The 21,603-nt window shown below is 58.3% G+C and carries 15 protein-coding genes; 13 read left to right on the top strand and 2 right to left on the bottom strand.

Going from position 1 to position 21,603, the window contains the following annotated elements; genetic code table 11:
- The first annotated feature begins 48 nt into the window (after positions 1-48).
- From H3V04_RS01120 to H3V04_RS01175, 12 genes are all read left to right on the top strand, one after another.
- Complete coding sequence (locus H3V04_RS01120; protein ID WP_198186943.1) at positions 49-975, top strand: hypothetical protein; 927 nt, start codon at positions 49-51, stop codon at positions 973-975.
- Entirely contained in the window at positions 968-2,326 is a 1,359-nt protein-coding gene (locus H3V04_RS01125) for an extracellular solute-binding protein (RefSeq protein ID WP_198176651.1), read from the top strand. Before H3V04_RS01120 ends, H3V04_RS01125 begins: the two co-directional genes overlap by 8 nt.
- A 44-nt stretch (positions 2,327-2,370) precedes the next feature.
- Complete coding sequence (locus H3V04_RS01130) at positions 2,371-3,261, top strand: carbohydrate ABC transporter permease (RefSeq protein ID WP_198176650.1); 891 nt, start codon at positions 2,371-2,373, stop codon at positions 3,259-3,261.
- Positions 3,248-4,111 (top strand): carbohydrate ABC transporter permease, encoded by an 864-nt coding sequence (locus tag H3V04_RS01135; RefSeq protein WP_198176649.1) that lies wholly within the window; start codon positions 3,248-3,250, stop codon positions 4,109-4,111. Before H3V04_RS01130 ends, H3V04_RS01135 begins: the two co-directional genes overlap by 14 nt.
- Positions 4,112-4,382: 271 nt before the next feature.
- Positions 4,383-5,177, top strand: a complete 795-nt coding sequence (locus tag H3V04_RS01140) for a hypothetical protein (RefSeq protein WP_198176648.1) — start codon at positions 4,383-4,385, stop codon at positions 5,175-5,177.
- 505 nt (positions 5,178-5,682) lie between these two features.
- Positions 5,683-8,832: an alpha-mannosidase gene (locus H3V04_RS01145; protein ID WP_198186944.1), complete on the top strand. Its 3,150-nt coding sequence runs from the start codon at positions 5,683-5,685 to the stop codon at positions 8,830-8,832.
- Positions 8,833-8,933: 101 nt separating this feature from the next.
- Positions 8,934-10,235, top strand: coding sequence for an ABC transporter substrate-binding protein (locus tag H3V04_RS01150; protein WP_198176646.1), 1,302 nt, complete (start codon positions 8,934-8,936; stop codon positions 10,233-10,235).
- A 2-nt stretch (positions 10,236-10,237) separates the two neighbouring features.
- Entirely contained in the window at positions 10,238-11,209 is a 972-nt protein-coding gene (locus H3V04_RS01155) for a carbohydrate ABC transporter permease (RefSeq protein ID WP_198183940.1), read from the top strand.
- Positions 11,206-12,045 (top strand): carbohydrate ABC transporter permease, encoded by an 840-nt coding sequence (locus H3V04_RS01160; protein WP_198176644.1) that lies wholly within the window; start codon positions 11,206-11,208, stop codon positions 12,043-12,045. Before H3V04_RS01155 ends, H3V04_RS01160 begins: the two co-directional genes overlap by 4 nt.
- Positions 12,046-12,052: 7 nt before the next feature.
- Positions 12,053-13,345, top strand: a complete 1,293-nt coding sequence (locus H3V04_RS01165) for a glycosyl hydrolase (RefSeq protein WP_198176643.1) — start codon at positions 12,053-12,055, stop codon at positions 13,343-13,345.
- A gap of 229 nt (positions 13,346-13,574) precedes the next feature.
- Positions 13,575-14,666: a LacI family DNA-binding transcriptional regulator gene (locus tag H3V04_RS01170; RefSeq protein WP_232340541.1), complete on the top strand. Its 1,092-nt coding sequence runs from the start codon at positions 13,575-13,577 to the stop codon at positions 14,664-14,666.
- 55 nt (positions 14,667-14,721) lie between these two features.
- Positions 14,722-18,000 carry a glycoside hydrolase family 2 TIM barrel-domain containing protein gene (locus tag H3V04_RS01175; RefSeq protein WP_373564636.1) on the top strand — a complete coding sequence of 1,093 codons (3,279 nt, stop codon included), beginning with the start codon at positions 14,722-14,724 and terminating at the stop codon, positions 17,998-18,000.
- A gap of 19 nt (positions 18,001-18,019) precedes the next feature.
- Here H3V04_RS01175 and H3V04_RS01180 read toward each other — a convergent pair whose 3' ends face one another.
- A complete protein-coding gene (locus tag H3V04_RS01180) occupies positions 18,020-19,561 on the bottom strand; it encodes a xylulokinase (protein ID WP_198186945.1) in 1,542 nt (513 codons plus the stop codon).
- A gap of 192 nt (positions 19,562-19,753) precedes the next feature.
- Between H3V04_RS01180 and H3V04_RS01185 the strand changes: the two genes are divergently transcribed.
- Positions 19,754-20,989, top strand: a complete 1,236-nt coding sequence (locus tag H3V04_RS01185) for an ROK family protein (RefSeq protein WP_198186946.1) — start codon at positions 19,754-19,756, stop codon at positions 20,987-20,989.
- Between the two features lie 43 nt (positions 20,990-21,032).
- Here H3V04_RS01185 and H3V04_RS01190 read toward each other — a convergent pair whose 3' ends face one another.
- On the bottom strand, positions 21,033-21,602 hold the full coding sequence (locus tag H3V04_RS01190; protein ID WP_198186947.1) for an NUDIX domain-containing protein: 570 nt from the start codon (positions 21,600-21,602) through the stop codon (positions 21,033-21,035).
- Position 21,603 lies beyond the last annotated feature (1 nt).

The raw sequence follows: 21,603 nt of genomic DNA on the forward strand, positions 1-21,603 counted from the left end.
CTTTAGTAGATCATCGGAGAACTACTGCGAACAACATGGAGGTTGTCGATGTCGAATGAGGCAGAGGGCAGGCCAGACAATAATAGTGAAAGTGTCGAACCAAGACCTATTTTGGCCGGTTATTACCGCGCCTGGCACGATAACTGCGGAAAGCCAAAAAGGGATTCGATTTCGCTTGGCGATGTGCCCGCAGACCTGGATCTTGTGTCAATCATCACCAATGGAGAAGTCGATAATGATTTTTGGCTTGCTTTGCCGTCCTACATTGAAAAACTCCATGCGCAGGGCACAAAGGTGGTCAGAACTCTGTTTTTGGACTGCCTCTATCGGGATACCTACGAGGATTGCGGCAAAGTCCATACTTTCACCAGGCTTGGCGAAAGAAACGGCGGACCGGATCGCCGTGCCGACGAGATAATTGCCAACTATCTGGAGCCCTTTGACTACGACGGCCTGGTGATCGATGTCGATCATGAACCTGAGTCCGAGCAAATGGCTGCCGTAGCCGAGGTGTTTCACGCTTTGGCAAAGAAGTGGGGACCGGGTTCAGCGTCCTCACGCATCATGATTTTCGATCAGGATATTCTTCTGCCCCAGACCAGCCTGATTGCTCAGGTTTTTCATGATTGCTCCTACTACTTTGCAGACACCTATGGCATGGATGTTCGCCGTATTCAGGGACTTTTCGAGCAGGTTCGCGACTTCGTCCCTGCTTCAAAATTCGTCACTGGTTTTTCATTCTATGAAGAAGGAGGCCCTCGATGGGGTGATGTCACGTATCCGATTGAAGGAAGCAGGGTCAAAGATCTCCTATCCTGGCATCCGTTTGATTCGAACCGCACGGGGGGACTGTTCGCCTATGCAATAGATCGCGATGGGGTTGCCCAAGGCGACGATCGGTTGCGGCGAACCGATTTTAAAACCATGCACTATTTAAAAGAAGAATTGGAGAACAAAGGAGTTTCTCATGAATAAACTAGGGAAGATATCAGTTATGCTGCTGGCCGCTACTACCAGCGTCGGGATTTTATCGGCATGCGGCTCTTCCGAATCGGATAAAAAAACGGTCAAGTTTGCCTACCAGGCCACCGGAGACACCAGTGCCATAAGCAAGTGGATGAAAGACGTCAAAGCTCAGTTTGAGTCTGAGAATAAAGGCGCTACTTTGAAGCTGGAGCCTATCAAGTCGAACGGGGATGACTACGGCAGCAAGCTGGCCTTGATGAGCAAATCCGAAAAAACCGCTCCAGACCTCATGATCCTTGACACGGAAATGATCCGTCCCTATGTCGCAGCCGGTTACCTGAAGCCCATTGATGACCAACTGAAAGGGTGGAAGGACTGGTCGCAGTATTTTGACAGTTCCAAGAACGCCGGCAAAGCCGATGATGGAAAAATCTATGCGGTGCCTCTGGGCACTGACACCAGGGGCATCTGGTATAACAAGGACATTCTCAAGAAGGCCGGCCTGAGTGACGACTGGCAGCCTAAATCCTGGGATGAGGTGATTGAAGCAGCGACAAAGATCAAGAAAACGCAGCCTGATGTAATACCGATGAACCTCTATGCTGGCCGTCCTCTGGGAGAGGTCTCCGTCATGCAGGGCTTCGATATGCTTCTTTACGGCACCAAGGGTGGCACACTGTACAACACCAAGACTCAGAAGTGGGTCACTGGTTCCAAGCAATTCAAAGACTCCCTGCAGTTCATCAAGGATATTTACAGCAAGGGTTTGGCACCCACGCCCCAGCAGGCTCTGGATCCTCAGCTTGGTGACAAGGTCGGGCAACAGTGGATGCCTCAGTCGAAACTTGGTATGTCAATCGAGGGCAACTGGCTGGCTTCATCGTGGATGCCCGGCGGCGACAGCGAATGGACCGACTGGCAGAAGCATATAGGTTGGTGTGGATTCCCAACTCAGAACGGTCAGAAGCCTGGTCTGATTTCCATGTCTGGCGGTTGGGGCCTGGCGCTGTCCAGCCATACGCAGAATCCTGATCTTGCTTTCAAAGCACTCAAAGTTTTCCAAAATGAGAAGCATGCTGCCGCGTACGACACAATCTCCGGATCGATCGCGGTGCGCAAGGACGTAGAGCAAGACAAGAAGTACCTGGGATCCAATCCCACTATCAAGTTCTTCACGGATTTGGCCAAGTACAGTCAGTACAGGCCGGCGAACTCCCAGTACAAAGAGGTTTCCGACCAGGTCGCCATAGCCACGGAAAGTGTATTGACCGGCCAGAAGTCAGTCAAGGATGCAGCGGCTGAATACGATTCTGCGATAGCCAAAACCGTAGGTGCCGATCATACAGAAGCCGCGAAGTAAACGAATTCCATTCGCAGGTTTTCTTTCGTGACTGAGAGAAGAAAATGAATAGCAGCACAAGAAAGAAATTGATAAACGCTGAGCACTACACCCCGATTCTGCCAGCAGCGGCGATGATGTTGATTTTCCTGCTTGGCCCAATCATCTGGTCCCTGTATGCCTCGCTGACCGACTATTCAATGGTTGGTTCAACGGCTGTCAACCCACACTTTGTTGGTCTGAAGAACTATGTGGCGCTCTTTACGGATCCTGTTTTCCCCAAGTCCCTCTGGCTGACCATTCTTCTGATTCTGGCCTCGGCACTAATTGGGCAGAACATATTGGGCATGGTATTGGCTCTACTCAGTCAAAAAGCGCCCAGAAGACTGACGAAGGTCGTTGACTCAATAGTTGTTCTGGCTTGGGTCATTCCGGATATCGTCGGGTGCTACTGCGCCTACGCGCTCTTTGCTGGCGGAGGCACTCTTGACGCATTGGGCAAGGTGTTGGGAGCCGATTGGTCGGCTCTTCTCTACTACCATCCAATGACCATCGTCATCATTGTGAATGTCTGGCGCGGCACCGCCTTTTCAATGCTCATCTATCAAGCTGCTTTGAACGACATCTCCAAGGATGTTATCGAAGCTGCTGAGATAGACGGCGCGAACGCCTGGCAGTCTTTCTTCAGAATCAAGCTGCCTATCATGCGGCACTCGATTCTTACCAATCTGATGTTGATCACCCTGCAGACACTCTCTGTCTTCAGCATCATCATTGTGCTGACGGGCGGGGGGCCTGGCACGAATTCGAGCACCCTTCCCGTTCTCGCCTACCTGGAGGCTTTCAACTTCTCGAAGTTGGGATATGGAACCGCCATCTCGGTGATATTGGTCGTCGTGGGTGCCCTCTTCTCGGTGCTCTATATCAAGCTGCTAAGGACGAATGATGAAGACTGAAGCCACTCTTGATCCACGGATGAACGCACCACACAGGTATGACTGGATGAAGCTGGTCGCTGCGGTACTGACAGCTCTGATAGGGTTTCTTTTCGCTGCGCCCATGCTCTGGCTGCTGGTGGCCTCCTTCAACACGCATGCAACCTTGTCTTCGTTCAACTTGGGTTTTTCCTTCCAGAACTTCGTCAAGGTATTCAACATGCAGACCTTCGGGTTGCCTATCGTCAACTCGCTGATCATCAGTATTGGCACATCGGTGCTGGTGGTGACTTTTTCGGTCCTGGCAGCCTACCCTCTCTCCAGATTCCGTTCAAAGACCACCAACCGGACCGTTAACGCCATCCTCTTCGCCAGCTGTCTGCCGATTACAGCCATGATGGTCCCTGTTTACGGGATATTCGTCCAACTTCATCTGATTGATTCACTGACCGGGACCGTTCTTTTCATGACTGCCTGCGGATTGCCGCAGGGCATCTTCATGATGAAGAATTTCATGGATTCAGTGCCGGTTACCTTGGAGGAAGCCGCTTGGGTGGATGGAGCCACGAGGATGCAGGCCTTGTTCCATGTGGTCGTGCCGCTGATGGTTCCATCGCTTCTGGTCATCTTTATTTCGGAATTCGCCGGAAACTGGGGGAACTTCTTCGTTCCCTTCATGCTTCTGATGTCTCCGGATAAGGAGCCGGCAGCCGTCAGCATATACACCTTCTTCGGGCAGCATGGCACGGTTGCCTACGGCCAGCTGGCAGCTTTCTCGCTGCTGTATTCGATACCTATTCTGATCATTTATGAAGTAACGAATAGATATATCGGCAACCAAACCCTGCTTGCGGGTGCGGTCAAGGAGTAAAGACGAAGCGTCGATGCTACGGAGAGGAGGGAATCGACATTTTATCTGCTTCAGTAAAAGCGAAGGCAAGCACGAAAAGAGATCAACCATGAAAATCCGGAGATTGTTAACAGCATCAATGGCCGTTCTGGCCTTAGCCGGAACGTCCGCAATAGGGGCTGCCACTGCCTGGGCCGAACCTGCTGTTCAGGGGAAGACCCATGAGATGACTGTCGCCTATTTCAGGGCCTGGAGGGATACGCATTCGGATCCGACTGTCAATTTCAACTCGATGTCAGATCTGCCCAAGCAGGTGGACATTGCTATCGCCTTTCCCAACCCGGAGACCACTCAGACCTTCTGGGACACTCTTCCTGGGCAGATTGAGTCTCTGCACAAGCAGGGGACAAAAGTGATCAGGAGTCTGGATATCAGCCTCTTCTACAAGGATGATTTCAACGACCCCCATGACCATCAGTCTCTTTCGCCCATGGAAAGCAATGCAGAGGGGTACGCCAAACGTGCCAGCGAGCTCAAAAAGTCCTATCTTTACTTCCCTGGACTTGATGGCTTTGTCGTCAACGCCGAGGCGAGTATGACCTCTACCGACGTTGAACGAGCCACTGGGGTTCTCAGGGCCATGTCCCGCTACTACGGCCCCAAGTCACCTGAGCCGAGTTCCATCTTTGCTTATAACACCAACAAGCCTGGGACCAACAGCCTCTATAGGGGAGTGTCCGACGTGGTCTCTTACGTATTCGCCGATGCCTATGGACGTTCGGTCGGAGCCCTCCAGCGGGACTGGGAGACCTACAAGGGTACGATCAAGAGCAGGCAGTATATTCCAGGTTTCTCGTTCTATGAAGAGCGTGGCGGATGGTGGTATGACACCGAAGAGCCAATGTCGACCAGCAGGGCCATGCAGTACGCTCTTTGGGAGCCTGATAACGGGGCCGATGGCGCACAAAAAGGCGGCATTTTTGAGTATGCCGTCGACAGGGATGGAGTACGTCGTGGCGATGACAAGCTTCAGCCTACAACCTTCGAATGGACCAAGGCCCTTTCGGCGGCTATGAATAAGAAGTAACGGCCATTTGAAAAATTGAGGGTCCTTCTGCCTCCTGGCACTCGGACCCTCTTTCATTGTTGATTAAGTTGCCTTGATTGTTTGGGCTGCATTCCAGGTTTTAGGAGGGGGGAATCGTTGAGTACAAAGTGCCATTTCAACATAGGGGGGGGGGGGGATAAAGATACGATCTTGGATGTTTGTCGCGGGGAGTTATCAATTCGCGAACAGTGAACAAGAGCCATTTTGAGAAGCCGCAGTATAAGGCTGCAAGTGTTTTTCGGAGGTTATAAGTCTTCCATGGGCCGATGGGCTTTCGCGAAGCGTGTGCAGGTCACAAAATGTTGTGATGCTGCCCTTCGTCAGAAACTCATCCAAGTGGAATGCAGGCTTGCCTCGTTTTTGAACTGGAGAATAGAAGCATGCCATTTTCGTCGACACCATATCTTTTAGATATAGATAGGGTACAATTGTACTAAACCGCTTTAGTAGAGATGCAAAGCGGACCTACGAGGAGGTTGTAAGGATGCAGCTGAAGATAGAACGCGTGCTTGACAAGTGCGATCGTGTCATGCGTCAACGCGTGCTACCGAAGATTGAGCGGCCCATGGGCAAGGTCCAAGTCCGCTCTTTCGTCATTTCCGGGGAACCGATACCGTCATCGGAGTTCTTCGAGAAGGTACAGAGCAAGAGTGTGGACTTCCGGCCTCTCTCCTTGGGGGATACCTGGGGCACGACCTGGGGGACCACCTGGATGGAGGTTACCGGTCGCGTCGATGCCGACTGGGCGACCAGGGCTCCTGTCGAGCTGGTGGTGGACCTAGGTTGGCATCCGGATGCGCCGGGCGGCCATTTTGAGGCCCAGGCCTATAGGAGCGATGGTTCGATCATCAAGGCTGTCAATCCCCGTAACCGCTGGATTCCGCTTGACGGCACCGACCTGGACGGGAATCCAATCCATGAAGAAGCTTCGGTCATCAACGCTGATGGAACCTTTACTATCTATCTGGAAGCGGCCTGCAATCCGCTCCTGCTTGGAACCCCCGCATTCGTGGAGACGCACCTGGGTGAGGGGACCACGGGTCGCGCCGATGAACCCAATGTCCTCAAGCAGATGGATGTCTGCCATTTTGACCATGAGGTATGGAACTACTACATGGATCTTGAGGTCACAGCCCAGTTGATCCGCGAATGCAACGAGAGTCAACCTCGGTACTGGCGTCTGGGCAAGGCCCTCCAGCGCTCGCTGAATATTTATGATGAGCGTGACCTGGCTACACTCGCGCCGGCTCGACAGGCCCTGGCTGGCGTGCTGGCAGTGCCTGCGACTCCTAGCGCACTGGATCATGCGGCAGTGGGGCATTCCCATATTGACTCCGCCTGGCTCTGGCCCAAGCGGGAGACCAGACGCAAGGTGGCACGGACGGTATCGAACATGCTCGCGCTGATGGAGCGCGACCCTCAATTCATCTATGCCATGAGCTCGCCCCAGCAGTATGCATGGCTGGAAGAGGATCATCCCGATCTCTTCGCCCGCGTCAAGCAACGCATCCAAGAAGGTAGGTTTATCCCCGTCGGAGGGATGTGGGTGGAGTCCGACGGCATGCTGCCTTCAGGGGAGTCGTTGACCCGTCAGTTCACCTATGGCAAGCGGTACTACCGTGAGCATCTGGGGGTAGACACGACCGTCGTCTGGGAGCCGGATAGCTTCGGCTATACGGGCCAGTTCCCGCAGATTGCCCGCCGCGCAGGAATGACTTCATTCCTTTCGCAGAAGATCTCCTGGAATGACACGACCAAATTCCCGCACCATACCTTTGATTGGCAGGGCATCGACGGCACGGCCATCTTCACACATTTCCCTCCCATGGATACCTATGCCTCCAGCATGACGGCCCGGGAACTCAATCACTCCGAAGAGAACTACCAGGACAAGGACATCTCGACCAGGGCCCTGGTCCTGTTCGGCTATGGCGATGGCGGCGGCGGCACTACTAGGGAGATGCTAGGGCGTTATGACCGTCTGCATGACGTTGAGGGGTCGGCCAAGGTCCGGTATCAGGCTCCTGCAGACTTCTTCCGCCAGTCCGAGGAGGAAATCCGCAAGGAGGCCGGTTCCGAAATGCCCGTCTGGAAGGGCGAGCTCTACCTGGAGCTGCACCGCAAGACCCTGACCTCCCAGCAGGATATGAAGCGGGGATGCCGGCAGGAGGAGGCCATGCTGCGCACGGTCGAATACCTGTGCGCCTACGCCGGCTTGGTCGATGACTCCTACACCTACCCCCGTCAGGAGCTGGACGAAATTTGGCGCACGCTTCTGCTCAACCAGTTCCACGACATTCTTCCAGGTTCCGCCATCTCCTGGGTGCATAGGCTGGCCAGGGAAGACTACCGCAGGGACATCGCCCGTCTGGAGCAGATCGGCGACGAGGCAGCTTGCGTCATAGCCTCCGCTCAGCCACAGGCTCCCATGGTGTCCGATGCCAAGTTGGTACCCATGGAGGGCAAGGGGCAGACAGCTTGGGAGGCTGTTGGGCCAGTCCATGCCCAGGAGGGGCCTGAGGGCATCCGGCCTGTCCAGGTCAGTCAAGAAGGCGATGGATTCGTCATGGACAATGGGCTTATCCGTGCCGTCGTCGCTTCGGATGGTGAAGTTCATTCTATCCTTGACAGGACCTCCGGCAGGGACCTGGTCCCGCAGGGTTCCTCGGTTGGCGGATACGAGCTCTTCAAGGATGAGCCCTACATGTGGGATGCCTGGGACCTGGAGCGCGATGCCCTGCTGACTGCTTCTCCGGTCGATGACCCAGTCACCGTGGAGTCCTTGGATTCCGGTGTTCGGGTATCGCGTCGGCATGGGGAGACCACCATCGTGACCACAATCGGGTTGACCCCGGGCAGCAGGCAGTTGGACTTCACTGCTGATGTGGACTGGCATCAGGATGAGCAGCTGCTCAAGGTGGACATTCCCGTCGCCGTTCAGGCCAGGTACGCGCAATTCGAGTGCCAGTATGGCTTCATCGATAGGCCCATCCAGAAGAACAACGCCGCTGAAGAGGCTCAGTTCGAGAGCTGCACGCACCGATTCGTCAGGATCAGCGACGACGATCTTGCCGTCGGCGTGGTCAACGCTTCGACATACGGCGGTGATACCACACCGATCCACTACGACGAGAAGGCCGGCAAAGAGGCGGGTACCCTGGTCAGACTGACCCTTCTGTCCGCTCCGGTCTTTCCTGATCCGCATACCGACAGGGGCAAGCACAGTTTTGCCTGGTCCATTGTCCCTGGGGACACCCAGGCCGACATCCTGCAAGCAGCCTATGCCCTCAACGCTCCGGTCTTCCACCATGGACTGCCTGCAGTTGAGCCCCTGGCTGCTGTAGAGGATATTCAGGGCACTACCGTCATCGACTGGATCAAGATGGCTGATGACGAAAGCGACGATGTGATCGTCAGGGTCTACAACCCGGATTCTTCGCCATCCAAAGCCAAGTTGCGCACAGGATCCGTTCTGCAGGGTGCGACTGTGAAAGAGACCAATTCCTTGGAGGACGGACCTGTGCCCGAGGGTGTGCGGCCAGGCCTGTGCTCCGAACAGGGTGCACAAGCTGATGGGGCCTTGCTGGATCTTGTTCCCTTCCAGTTCACCACATTGAGACTCTCCAGGCGCTGAATCGCCTGACCAAGGGTGTCTGTCCGGCCGGTTCGCTCGTCGTTTTGGACCGGCCGGAAGCTCCACAAAGAAGTGAGTAGTAAAAAAGAAAGGAAGCTCCGATGAGAGCACTGAAGAAGGTAGCAGTATTGATTTGCGCGACTGCCATGGCGGGTTCGTTGGCGGCGTGCGGAGGAAGCAACAGCAGTTCAGGCGGGTCGAAAGACGGCAAGCCGTCAGGCGAGATCTCCTTCCAGACCTGGAACCTGAAGAACGACAAGTACACTCCGTATTTCAAAAACCTGATTTCGGCCTATGAGAAGTCGCATCCCGGCACCACCATCAAGTGGATCGATCAGCCCTCGGACAACTATGAACAGAAGCTGTCCGCCGACGCAGCAGCCAACTCCCTGCCCGACATCATCGATGCCGGCCCCTCCCTGATGTATGGCCTGGCCAAGGCCGGGGCCCTGATGAACATCAGCAAGGAAGCTCCCAAGGCTGAAAACAACTATTACAAGAATGCCTGGGATGCAGTCACCTTCAAGGGCAAGGACATCGAGGAGGGAGCCTACGGCTTCCCCTGGTACGTCAACGATGGACCGACCTATTACAACACTGAGCTCATGCAGAAGTGTGGACTGGACCCCAACAAGCTGCCTGTGACCTGGGACGACTACTTCTCTCAGGCGGACACCATGGTCAATAGCGGCTGTGGGGCCTACATGTCCACCATGATGGGAAGCTCCGTCGATGACTATGCATCGGCCGGCATCCCCATCATGAACAAGGATCACACCAAGTACGTCTTCAATTCCCCTGATGCCGTCAAGCACCTGCAGCGCTTCGTCGACCTGTATAACAAGAAGGGAATCCCGCCGGAGGCTCTGAGCGCACAGTGGTCTCAGCAGGGCGAGTTCTTCCAGAAGGGCTCCATCGTGGCCATGGGCGGCAGCGCCTACTCGGCGGCGGATTTCAAGCAGAACTCTCCAGACCTGTACAAGCATCTGGCTGTGGGAACCAAGATCAGCGATCAGGGCAAGTCCGCCAGCCTGGCCTTTGAGATGCTGGCCGTCAACGCCCAGACCAAGAACAAGACGCTCGCTCTGGACTTCGTCCAGTATGTGACCAATGCCAAGAACCAGCTGGAATTCGCCAAGAAGTCCAACACCTTCCCCTCCAGCAAGGGCGGTCTTGATGATCCCTACTACGCCAACATCGACACCAGCGATGTTCAGGGCAAGGCCCTGAAGATCACTCTGAACTCCGTAAAGAATGGATACTCAAGCCGTCCTGCCGAGTTCACCGATGCCAATGGCAACCGTTACCTGCAACAGCAGGCCGCTCTGGCCCTGCAGGGCAAGCAGACAGCCAAGGAGTCCTTGGACAAGGCCGTCAAGTACGCCAACGAGAAGCTGCAGTAACTATGCGCCGCACCGACTCTTCCGCCATCCTGCCGAAGGCTTCCGCCCTCGGCCGGCACGGTGGGTCCCAGGCCGGGGTCCAAGGCGGCAAGGGGACCCACTGGACCACGACCCTAGCCCCCTACCTCTTTGTCTTCCCGGCCTTTGCCATCGTCTTCGTCTTCGTCATCGTAGCTGCGCTGAATACCTGCCGGCTGGCCTTTACTGATTCCACGTTGTTGCGCCCGGGCAAGTTCGTGGGCATCGAGAACTTCGTAAAGATTGTGCATGACGACTATTTCTGGACCGCGTTGCTCAATTCCTCACTGTACGTGGTCTGTGTGGTCCCCTTTATGGTCATCCTTCCCCTGATACTGGCCAACCTGGTCAAAGGGAACTCCAGAATCATGGGGTTCTTCAGAACCTCCTTCTACACTCCTGTGGTCATGTCGGCAGTGGTGGTGGGAATGATATGGACCAACCTGTTGGATCCCAAGGGGCTGGTCAATTCAGTTCTGGAGTCCTTGCACATCATCCACAGCCCGATTCCATTTCTCAGCGATCGCTGGCTGATACTGTTCACTTCCATGTTCGTCACCATCTGGCTGGGTCTGGGATACTACATGGTCATCTACCTGACCGCGCTGGCCAACATCGACGTCTCCCTCTACGAGGCCGCCTCACTGGATGGGGCAGGACCGGTAAGGCAATTCCTGTATGTCACCATCCCAGGAGTGAGATCCACCATCGTGCTGATCATGATGCTGTCCACCATTGCGGCCTTCCGTGTGTTCAACGAGATCTACGTGCTCACCAACGGCACGGCTGGTCCCGGCGGCGAGGACATCACCATGTCCATGCTCATCCAGAGGGAGGGCACGGGCATCCAGGCCAGGACGGGCTATGCCAGTGCTCTGTCACTGATTGTCCTGGTTGTGGTCGGAGCCATGCTGATTCTGCAGCAGATTATCCAGAAGCGGGGGGAGGACTCATGAAAAGCGGTCACTCCAAAGTCACTGTTGGCAAGGTTATTCAGTATCTTGTGCTCATACTGGTCTTCATCCTGCTTGTGGGGCCCTTCGTCTGGGAGCTCTCGCTCTCCTTCAAGGGCAAGGGCGACAATGTCTATGCGGTTCCGCCCTATATCATCCCGAAGACGCCCACCTGGAACAATTACATATCCGTCTTCAGACAGGTTCCGGTCTTCCGGTACATGCTGAACACGGTGATCGTCGCCATACTTTCCATCGGAGGCAACGTCATCTTCTCAACCATGGCCGGATATGCGCTGGGCCGGCTCAAGTGGCGCGGACGCAACCTGCTCTTCACGATTTTCATGGGCACCATGGTCATCCCCGTCGAAGGTGTGGTCATCTCCCAGTTTCTGATTGTTAGAAGCGTCGGTCTGCAGAACACCCTCTTGGCTGTCGCCCTGCCTGGCATGGTGGGTGCCGTCAACATTCTGCTCATGACCAATGCTTTCAGGGGCATCCCGGACGAGCTTGAGGAGGCGGCCGAGGTGGACGGCGCCAATCTTTGGCAACGGTTCTACCGGATCTGCGTGCCTCAGGTCAAAGGCACCATGACCGTCGTCGGCATCTTCGCCTTCGTGGGAGCCTGGAATGATTTCCTCTGGCCCCTGATTGTCATCTCCGACGAGTCAAACTACACGCTCACTCTGGGCATGAACCGACTCAAGGGTATGTTCATTTCGGATCCCAGATTGATAGCAGCGGGGGCCCTGGTCTCCCTGATACCGATCCTGGTCTTCTTCGCCTGCTTCCAACGCTACTTCTTCCGTGGTCTGGAACAGGGTGGCATCAAGGAATAGCGTTATCATGAAATTTGGAGTCAATTACACCCCCTCCCATAACTGGTTCTATTTTTGGCTGCATCCGGATTGGGATGCCGTCGCCAAAGACCTCGACGACATTGCCTCCCTCGGGCTGGATCATATCCGCATCTTCCCGCTGTGGACGATTCTCCAGCCCAACAGGACCTGGATCAATGATGCAGCCCTGGACGACCTGAGGCATATGGCCGCCCTGGCGGATGAGCGGGGATTGGATGTCTATTCGGATGTGATCCAGGGGCACATGTCCAGTTTTGACTTTGTGCCCTCCTGGCTGGTCTCATGGCATGAAACCAATATGTTTAGGGATTCGGACGCAGTCCAGGCGCAGGCCCGGTTGGTTGCTGCGGTCTATGAGGCCCTGGCGGACCTGCAGCATTTCCGCGGTCTGACCATTGGAAACGAATGCAACCAGTTCACTGACCATGTCCATCCGCGTCGAATGCCTTGCACCTCCGAGGAGGCTGAAGACTGGCTGCAGGAGCTGCTGACTCCGTTGAGGGAGAGGGCATCCCAGGAGGGCCGTGTGCTCCTCCATTCCGAAAACGATGCGACCTGGTATCAGGATGGCCACGCCTTTCTTCCGCGATATGCATCCAACATCGGAGACATGACCTGCATTCATTCCTGGGTTTTCAACGGAGCCGCGCAGGAGTGCGGCCCCTTGGCTGAGGAGAGCACGCGTCATGCCGAGTACCTGGTGGAGCTGTCGAAGGCCTTTGCCAGTCAGCCCCACCGGCAGGTTTGGTTGCAGGAGATCGGTGCACCGCTCAATGTAATGAGTGCAGGGCAGGCCGCTGACTTTTGTAGGTCTTCGGTGGAGCATGCTCTCGATTGCAGCGACATGTTCGGCGTCACCTGGTGGTGCTCGCATGACGTCGACCAGCAATTCGGCGATTTCCCTCCCTTTGAGCATCAGCTGGGTCTGTTCGATCAAGACAAGCACCTCAAGCCCATAGGCCAGGCCTTCGCCCAGGCGGTGAAGGACTACTCAGGCAAGCAGGATTCTCGGCCCAGGCCCACGGCTCTGGTCGTTGATGTGGACGAGCACGATGATCCCCTACTCAGATCTGCCTGCGCGCCTGGCGGGTCCATCTTCAATAAGTGGATGGAACTCAGCCGTCAGGGTGCAAGGCCGACCCTGGTCACCTCCCTGCATGCGGCGGATCGCAGCTGGCTGCAGGACAGGGGCATAAGCGAGTGCATCGCCGTCAAATCTGTTGGCGGAAGCTCCTACAGCGCCGTATCCGACCCATCCCTCCTGCGGAAAAAGTCCTGACCGCGACATACCCGACTTCCAGTTTCTGCTACAGTTTCGTCTGAGGTTAGAATGTGAGCGGTAACAAGCTTTTTGGCCTCAGACGAGGTTGTCGACCATGGTTTTGTGCTGATGAGGGTCTAAGTTAGGGTTAGAGGCCGATATGCGTGTACGCCTAAAGTGTGTGGCAGGCAGTCTGGTTTGCTAAGTCGGCCGAGCCGGATCACGGGTGTCGACGAGGATGGTTGATATGAGGTGGCGCATGGGCGGCGAGTCCGATGGCGGAGAAACAGAAGCCAGGGTCAACCTCAAAGACATAGCCAACGAACTGGGGATATCCCAGACCGCGGTTTCCTTCGCCATCAATGATAAGCCCGGAGTCTCCATCCAGACCAAGCGCAGGGTTCGCGAAGCGGCTGCCAGGATGGGTTGGAAGCCAGTATACGCAGCCCAGGCCTTGGGCAGTTCCAGGACCATGACAGTCGGTTTCGCTCCGGCCAGGTCCATGGATGCCTTCCAAACCGAAGGATTCATGCTGCATTTCATGGCCGGCATCCACGCCTCCCTGAGCCGGTCGGGCTACGGCCTGCTCTTTCGCCCGTGCGCCACGTTGGACGAGGAGCTGGACACTTATCGGGACTGGGCCAGACGCAAGCGGGTCGATGGGGTGGTGCTGGTGGATCTTCTTTCCAATGATCCCAGGCCGCGGCTCCTGCATAATCTAGGTCTGCCCGCAGTCTTGGCCGGGGGGCCGGACTCGGACAACTACCTGCCCTCGCTGTCCATCGACGATTCCAGAACCATGACGACGATCATGAACCATCTGAGCTCGCGTGGGCATGCCCGGATTGCTTATTTGTCGGGGGATGAAAACCTTGACTACAGCCGAGCCCGTGTCTCCTCCTTCAAGGAGTTCGTCCGTCGGAAGAATCTGGGGGAGCCGAAGGTGGAGTTCACGGACTTCATCCCGGATAAGGCCGCCTCACTCACTTTTCGTCTCTCGTCTGGGGACAATCCGTATACGGCTTTTATCTATGAGAACGAGATCATGGCTGCTGCCAGTCTGCGCGTAATGCTGGAAAACAGGATGACGTCCAAAAATGTTGCGGCCTCTGAATCGGCTTATATGAGTCTGCCGGCCATGGTCAGCTTTGAGGACAGCTTCATCTGCCAGAGCACTTATCCCTCCATCACATCGGTCCATCGTGATGCCGGACTCTATGGCACCAAGGTGGCCAACCTGCTTCTGAAGATCTTCCGGGGGGAGCAGGTCGGGGGCAACCGCCGCATCCTGACCCCCAAGCTGGTCATCCGCGAGAGCACGGCGCGTCCGGTTCGATGAAACCCGTGACAACTGCCGGGAATGGTGTGCTATGTAATCGGTATCATGGTCGCATGTGAACGTAAACAGTCATACCTGTGAAACGTCTGCTGCCAAGGCCACCGAGGAGGATGGAGTCGTCATGTTCATACCACGTTATTACGAGGATCCGGCCACGCTGCATGTGGGGACCGAGCCCAACCGTGCCTACTGCATGCCGGCCGGCGCCCCCATGGACACGCGCGGCGATCTGCGCAGGCGCTCCGACCGGTACCTTGACCTGGATGGAGATTGGGATTTTCGCTATTACGCCAGTATCGACCAGCTGGACGCCGAGGTCCAGGCGGCCACCGAGGCCGAGGATCCGGTCTTCTTCCAAGCCGACTACAGCCCTTCCAGGGATGCGGGCCGAGGGGTGTACCAGCCCATCCATGTGCCGGGCGTCTGGCAGACCCAGGGCTATGACAACCCCCAGTACACCAACGTGCGTTATCCCTTCCCCTTCGATCCGCCCAGGGTGCCTGCCGACAATCCCTGCGGCATCTACCTGCGCGCCTTCGATTACGAGCCCGATCCCTCAGCGCCCCGGGCCCTGCTCAATTTCGAGGGGGTGGACTCCTGCTTCTACCTCTGGGTCAACGGTGAGCTGATCGGCTACAGCCAGGTCTCGCACGCCACCAGCGAGTTCGATGTGACCGACCACCTGCGGCCGGGCCGCAACCAGCTGGCCGTCCTGGTGCTCAAGTGGTGCGATGGCAGCTATCTGGAGGACCAGGACAAGTTCCGCATGAGCGGCATCTTCCGCGATGTCTACATCCTGCGTCGGCCCAAGGCACGTCTGCGTGACTGGTTCGTCCACACCGATCTGGACGAGGACATGGGTCATGCCAGGGTGACTCTGGACCTGGATCCGACCGGTGCCGCTCTTGATGTCCAGGCTCTGCTGATCGACCCCGATGGGGTGGAGGTGGCCCGGGCCGAGCTGACAGGCTGCAAGGAGCCCGCGCAATTTGTCCTGGAAGTCGACCATCCCCGTCTCTGGAACGCCGAGGACCCTGAACTCTACCGGCTTACGCTGTCGACCAGGGCCAGCGCATCCGACGCCGACGATTCCGGCGAGGTCATCACCGAGTACATCGGTCTGCGCACCATCAGCGTGGACGGGAAGGTTGTCAAGGTCAACGGCAGCCCCATCAAGATCCACGGGGTCAACCGCCATGACGGGGATCCGCGCACCGGCTTCGCCATTGATCAGAAGCAGATCATGCGTGACCTGACCCTGATGAAAGAGCATAACGTCAACGCCATCCGCACATCCCATTACCCCAACAGCCCCCAGTATTACGCCCTCTACGACCAGCTGGGCTTCTATCTGATCGCCGAGGCCGACCTGGAGACCCATGGCATTGAGACCCTCTACCACGATCCGGATTGGAAGGAACCCGATTACTGGAATGGTCGCATCGCCGACGAGCCGCGCTTCACCAAGGCCATCGTCGACCGGGTCCAGCGCAGCGTTGAGCGGGACAAGAACCATCCTTCGATTCTGATCTGGTCCATGGGCAACGAAAGCGGCTATGGCTGCGGCATCGAGGCGGCTCTGGCCTGGACCAAGTCGCGGGACCCCTCCCGTCTGACCCACTACGAGTCGGCCATCCACGGCTCGCCCCGGCAGGACCTGGACTACAGCAATCTGGACATCACCTCGCGGATGTATCCCAGCATCAAGCAAATCGAGGACTACTTCACGCCGGAGGGTCCTCACGGCATCAGCAGCCACGGGGATGACGGGGATGGGGGCCGGAAGCCTTACTTCCTCTGCGAGTACTGCCATGCCATGGGGTTGGGCCCCGGGGATCTGGAGGACTACTTCCGGGTCATCCAGGCCTATCCAGGGCTTCTGGGCGGCTGCGTCTGGGAGTGGGCCGACCATGCCATCGACCAGGGCAGGGACCGCAAGGGCCGTCGGATCTATACCTACGGTGGCGACCACGGCGAGTACCCCAACGATGCCAATTTCTGCATGGACGGCCTGGTCTACCCCGATCGGCGGCCCCACACCGGCCTCAGGGAGTTCAAGAACGTCTTCCGCCCAGCACGTCTGGTCGGCTACGATCCCCGGACCCGGCTGCTCACCCTGCACAACTATCTGGACTTCACCTTCCTGGATGAATATCTGAGCCTGAAGTGGACCCTTCTGTGTGACGGGGAGCCGGTGGCCTCCGGAACGCCGGAGCTTGACCGGGGGACCGGCCTGCACATCGCCCCACATGCTGAAGGCACCGTGGGTCTGCCGACCATGGATCCTCCTGAGAAGGGCCGTCTGACCCTGCTTGTGGAGTACGCCTTGGCCAAGGACGATCCAGTGCTTCCCCAAGGGCATCCGTTGGGCTTCGATCAGCTTGAAGCTGCCGATATGGGTATGTCTGAACGTCCCAACGGCGTGGCCAGGGTCATCAGTGCCGATCCCGGCAGCGGAGTCCGGGGCGCCCACCGGCCGGTGGTCAGGCAGACTGATGCCCGCTTCGATGTGGAGGGGGCCGACTGGCGCTACGTCTTCAACCGCCGTACCGGCATGGTGGAATCCATGAGCATCGACAACCGTTCCCTGCTGACCGCTCCTATGGAGGTCAACCTCTGGCGGGCGCCCACCGACAACGATGCCACCATCAAGAAGGAATGGCGCAAGGCCGAATACGACCGGGCTGGCACCAGGGCCCTATCCTGCCAGCTGCAGACCGACCAGGGCAGGGGATTGACCACAATTGAAGCCGAACTGTCCCTGGTGGCGCCATTCATTCAGCCCATGGGCAGCATCCTCGCCACCTGGACCCTGAGTGACCAGGGTGGGCTGGACCTCAAGATGGAGTTGCATCGGGATCCCGAATTCCCCTATCTGCCCAGGTTCGGCCTGCGGCTCTTCCTGCCCAAGAGCCTGCAGCGGGTCACCTACTGCGGCTATGGGCCCTACGAGAGCTACCGGGACATGCATCATGCCAGCCACTACGGCGTTTTCCATGACACTGCACAAGGCATGGTCGAGCACTACCTGCGTCCTCAGGAGAACGGTTCCCACTATGGCTGCGACTACGTCCTGGTGGAGGATGACCGCTCCCTGCTGCAGGCTGCGGGGGATGGGCCCATCAGCTTCAACTGCTCCCCCTATACTCAGGAGGAGCTGACCGCCAAGGGGCACGACCATGAGCTGGAGGAATGCGGCTCGACCGTGCTCTGCCTGGACTATGCCACAAGTGGCATAGGTTCCAACAGCTGCGGACCCGAGTTGGATCCCGCCTACCGCCTGGATGAAACCGATCTGGACTTCGGACTGCATCTGCGGGTCCGTTCCAAGTGACACAGGCTGGCGGGGCCTTTCATCCCCGCCAGCGCAGGTACTGCTGGTAGACCTGCTCACAGGGGGCTCCCGTCAGCGTGGTCTCGACGTCCACCGGCCAGACGGGTGGCTCCTCTTCCCCGGTCAGAGCCCAGGCCGCCTGACGGGCCGCACCGATGGCCACATACTCGTCCGGCCGGGGCAGCTGCACATCCATGCCCAGGATTCCCGGGGCATAGGCTCTGACCGCTGGGGACTTGGCGCCGCCGCCGACCAGGAGGATCCTGGAGACCGTGGTGCCCAGTCGTTTCAGCAGCTCCAGGCAGTCACGCTGGGAGCAGAGCAGGCCTTCCACAAATGCCCTGGCCAGGTTGGTACGGGTGGTGTTGGCCAGGGTCAGCCCCTCCAGCCTGGCGTGGGCATCCGGGCGGTTGGGAGTGCGCTCGCCGTCGAAGTAGGGGATTAGGGTGATCCCCTCGGCACCCGGCGTGGACTTCTCCGCCAGCTCGGCCAGACCGTCATAATCTGTCCCCAGGGCGGCCAGGCCCGCATCCAGGATGCGTGACGCGTTGATGGTGCAGGCCAGGGGCAGCCAGTGGCCGGTGGCATCCGCGAATCCGGTTACCGAGGCGCTCATGTCATAGGCGGGGACCGGACTTACCGCTGCGGCGACACCCGAGGTCCCCAGGGAGATGGAGACGTCGCCCACCTGCATGGCCAGACCCAGGGCCGTCATGGCGTTGTCGCCTCCGCCCGGTGCGATGATGCAGCCGCCGGGCACATCCCTGCCGGCGATGCGGGGGTCGGCCTTGGCTCCGACCTGGTGGGGGCCGAGAACCTTAGGCAGAATCACACGCTCAGCCATGCCGTCGGGCAGGGCCATGGCCAGCAGGTCACGCCGATAGCGGTCGGCGGCTGGGTCGTAGTAGCCTGTGCCGGAGGCATCCGAGCGATCGGTGAAGAGATCCTCCAACCCGGGTTCGGTCCCCAGGTCGGCTATGGGCCCATGACCGGCGATGACCCAGCTCAGCCAGTCGTGGGGGAGGCATATGGCTGCGATGGCCCTGGCATGGTTCGGCTCCACCCGGTTGACCCAGGCCACCTTGGTGATGGTCAGCGAAGCTACGGGCGAGGAGCCCACAGCCCGAACCCAGGCTTGCTTGCCCCGCATGGCCAGGTCCTGATCCGGGTCCGGGTCCTTGTTTGGCCCATCGTTTTCCGCCTGAGCGCATCCAGCCTCGCCGGTCCTGGACCTGGCCAGCCGGATGATCAGATCGTCGGCATCCGGAGCCGAACGCGTATCGTTCCAGAGCAGGGCATCCCTGATCACCTGCCCCTGGCGGTCCAGCAGCACCATGCCGTGCTGCTGGCCGCCCACGCTGATGGCCGAGACATCATTCAGGCCTCCCGCCTGGGCAGAAGCCTGCTGAAAGGCCTTCCACCAGGCCATGGGATCGACGCTGGTGCCTGCCGGGTGAGGAGCCTTGCCGAAGCGGACCAGCCGACCGGTCCGGGCTTCGGTGACCCTCACCTTGCAGGACTGGGTCGATGTGTCCACTCCCGCCACCAGGATCTCATTCATGTCAGCCTCCTCGCTTTCCGGCTCCGATCAACGGAATACACCATCATAGTATCCTAATTATTAAATCGATAAACTAAACGGCCGTGGTCCGGATGCGTTTCAATGGCTTACCTGCCGTCAGGCTGGAACGTAAGATGTTGAAAGGCCTCGGATTCAGCGGGCCTGTGTTCGTTCATGAAAGGTTGTTGAACCGTGACTGCCCTGCGCTCCATCAATCAGGATGATCTTAGGAACCACAACCTCTCGGTCATCATCGACACCATTCTGCGGTCGCCTACCTCGCTCAGCAGGGCGGATCTGGCCAAGGCCACAGGGCTGACCAAGGCCACCATGTCGCTCCTGGCAGGGCTCCTGCTCAAAAATCGGGTGGTGCGTGAGGAGGAGCCTGAGACTTCGCAGAGCAGCCACGGCCGACCCAGCACCCCGCTGTCCATCGCACACGGACGCTGGGCCGGTCTTGGCCTGCAGATCAATACCGACGGCTACGGCTGTCTGGCCATGGATCTTGACGGCACCCTGATTGATTCGGCCTGGGTCAAGGACGATATGCACGATGCGGAACCCGACCAGGTCTTCGCCAACCTGGAGAAGCTGACCGAGCCCATCGAACGTAAGCTGTCACGTCGGCACTACCGCACAGTGGGTTCGGGCCTGGCCCTGCCCGGACTGGTCGGCGGCGACACCACCCTGCTTATGGCCCGAAACCTGGGATGGGAGCGTCTGGATCTGCAGGACTTCCCCCTGGTCCGCCGCCTGTCTCCACGAGTGGGCAACGAGGCGCGTCTGGCAGCCCTGGCTCAGATTCCCGGCTACGCCGCCCAGCGTCCAGCCGGCGGAGATGAGGGGCCGCTTTCACCCACCGACTCCTTTATCTACATCTCGACTGATATCGGCATCGGCGGGGCTGTGGTGCGGCGCGGGGCTGTCGAGGTCGGGGATCATGGGTTCGCCGGCGAATTGGGCCATGCCTCGGTGGATCTGAATGGACCCACCTGCCGTTGCGGCCGCCGTGGGTGCCTGGAGACCTATGCCGGGCGCAGGGCCCTGGTGGAGGCGGCCGGCATCGCCACCGGAGCCGAGGCGGTCAAGCCCCAGGCCATGGAGGAACTCTACCAGCGCTGGCAGCAGAGTGACGCCAAAGCGGTAGATGCCATCGACCGCGGGCTCGATGCCATGATCTCGGTCATCGCCTCCGCCATCAATATTGTTGACGTGGATACGGTCATCCTGGGGGGATTCTGGTCGCACTTCGGGGGGAACCTGGCCCAGCGTCTGCAGAATCGACTCAATCAGCTGACCCTGGGCCGGGATGCCGTGGACATCCGTGTGCTCATCCCTACCCAGGCCGACTATCCGGCCCTCAAAGGGGCGGCACTGGTGGGCCTGCGTCGCTTCATCGACGATCCACTGGATTTCTTCGCGGATTGAACTGTCAAGGACTGATACGTCAAGGACTGGGCAGTCCAAAGGTTCAATGCTCAGCCTGACACTGGTTGGAATTGGATTGGTCGGAATCTGTAGGCAGCTCCCTGCCGCCGACCCGGAAGAGGGCGTGGGCGTCCCCGCCATGCAGGCGTTTCAGATAGGTTCGCGCCCGGGCCATGCGTTCCACAGTGGTCTGGGCCAGCGGAGCTGGGAGTTGCCCGGGGTCGAACCAGCCGACTGACAGGCTCTCCTCATCACCCACAAAGGGATCGGCATTGCCGCTGGGGTCGGGCCTGCAGATGAACAGATGGTCCATGTACATGGTCCGGTCACCGTTGGCATAGGTGACCACCTCCCGGGAGGATGTGACCGCCGCCAGGTCGGTGACGATCACATCCACCCCGGTTTCCTCCCTGACCTCGCGGACCACGGTGTCAGCCGGGTCCTCGCCCGGTTCGTTGATCCCGTAGACCAGGGCCCACTGGCCGGTGTCAGAGCGCCGACCAAGCAGGACACGGCCCTGGTCATCGCTGACGAAGGCCGTCACACCGTTCAGCCAGAGCAGGTCATGGCCTATGGACCGGCGCAGTTCGAGCACGAATTCGGGGGTGGGCATA

It is taken from the genome of Bifidobacterium sp. M0353 (assembly GCF_016100645.1).
Lineage (GTDB): Bacteria > Actinomycetota > Actinomycetes > Actinomycetales > Bifidobacteriaceae > Bombiscardovia > Bombiscardovia choladohabitans.

Coding starts and splice junctions, on each gene's coding strand:
- H3V04_RS01140 (WP_198176648.1), top strand. CDS start 4,383: ATGTCAGATCTGCCCAAGCAGGTGGACATTGCTATCGCCTTTCCCAAC.
- H3V04_RS01125 (WP_198176651.1), top strand. CDS start 968: ATGAATAAACTAGGGAAGATATCAGTTATGCTGCTGGCCGCTACTACC.
- H3V04_RS01190 (WP_198186947.1), bottom strand. CDS start 21,602: ATGCCCACCCCCGAATTCGTGCTCGAACTGCGCCGGTCCATAGGCCAT.
- H3V04_RS01130 (WP_198176650.1), top strand. CDS start 2,371: ATGAATAGCAGCACAAGAAAGAAATTGATAAACGCTGAGCACTACACC.
- H3V04_RS01145 (WP_198186944.1), top strand. CDS start 5,683: ATGCAGCTGAAGATAGAACGCGTGCTTGACAAGTGCGATCGTGTCATG.
- H3V04_RS01160 (WP_198176644.1), top strand. CDS start 11,206: ATGAAAAGCGGTCACTCCAAAGTCACTGTTGGCAAGGTTATTCAGTAT.
- H3V04_RS01150 (WP_198176646.1), top strand. CDS start 8,934: ATGAGAGCACTGAAGAAGGTAGCAGTATTGATTTGCGCGACTGCCATG.
- H3V04_RS01135 (WP_198176649.1), top strand. CDS start 3,248: ATGATGAAGACTGAAGCCACTCTTGATCCACGGATGAACGCACCACAC.
- H3V04_RS01170 (WP_232340541.1), top strand. CDS start 13,575: ATGAGGTGGCGCATGGGCGGCGAGTCCGATGGCGGAGAAACAGAAGCC.
- H3V04_RS01180 (WP_198186945.1), bottom strand. CDS start 19,561: ATGAATGAGATCCTGGTGGCGGGAGTGGACACATCGACCCAGTCCTGC.
- H3V04_RS01165 (WP_198176643.1), top strand. CDS start 12,053: ATGAAATTTGGAGTCAATTACACCCCCTCCCATAACTGGTTCTATTTT.
- H3V04_RS01120 (WP_198186943.1), top strand. CDS start 49: ATGTCGAATGAGGCAGAGGGCAGGCCAGACAATAATAGTGAAAGTGTC.
- H3V04_RS01155 (WP_198183940.1), top strand. CDS start 10,238: ATGCGCCGCACCGACTCTTCCGCCATCCTGCCGAAGGCTTCCGCCCTC.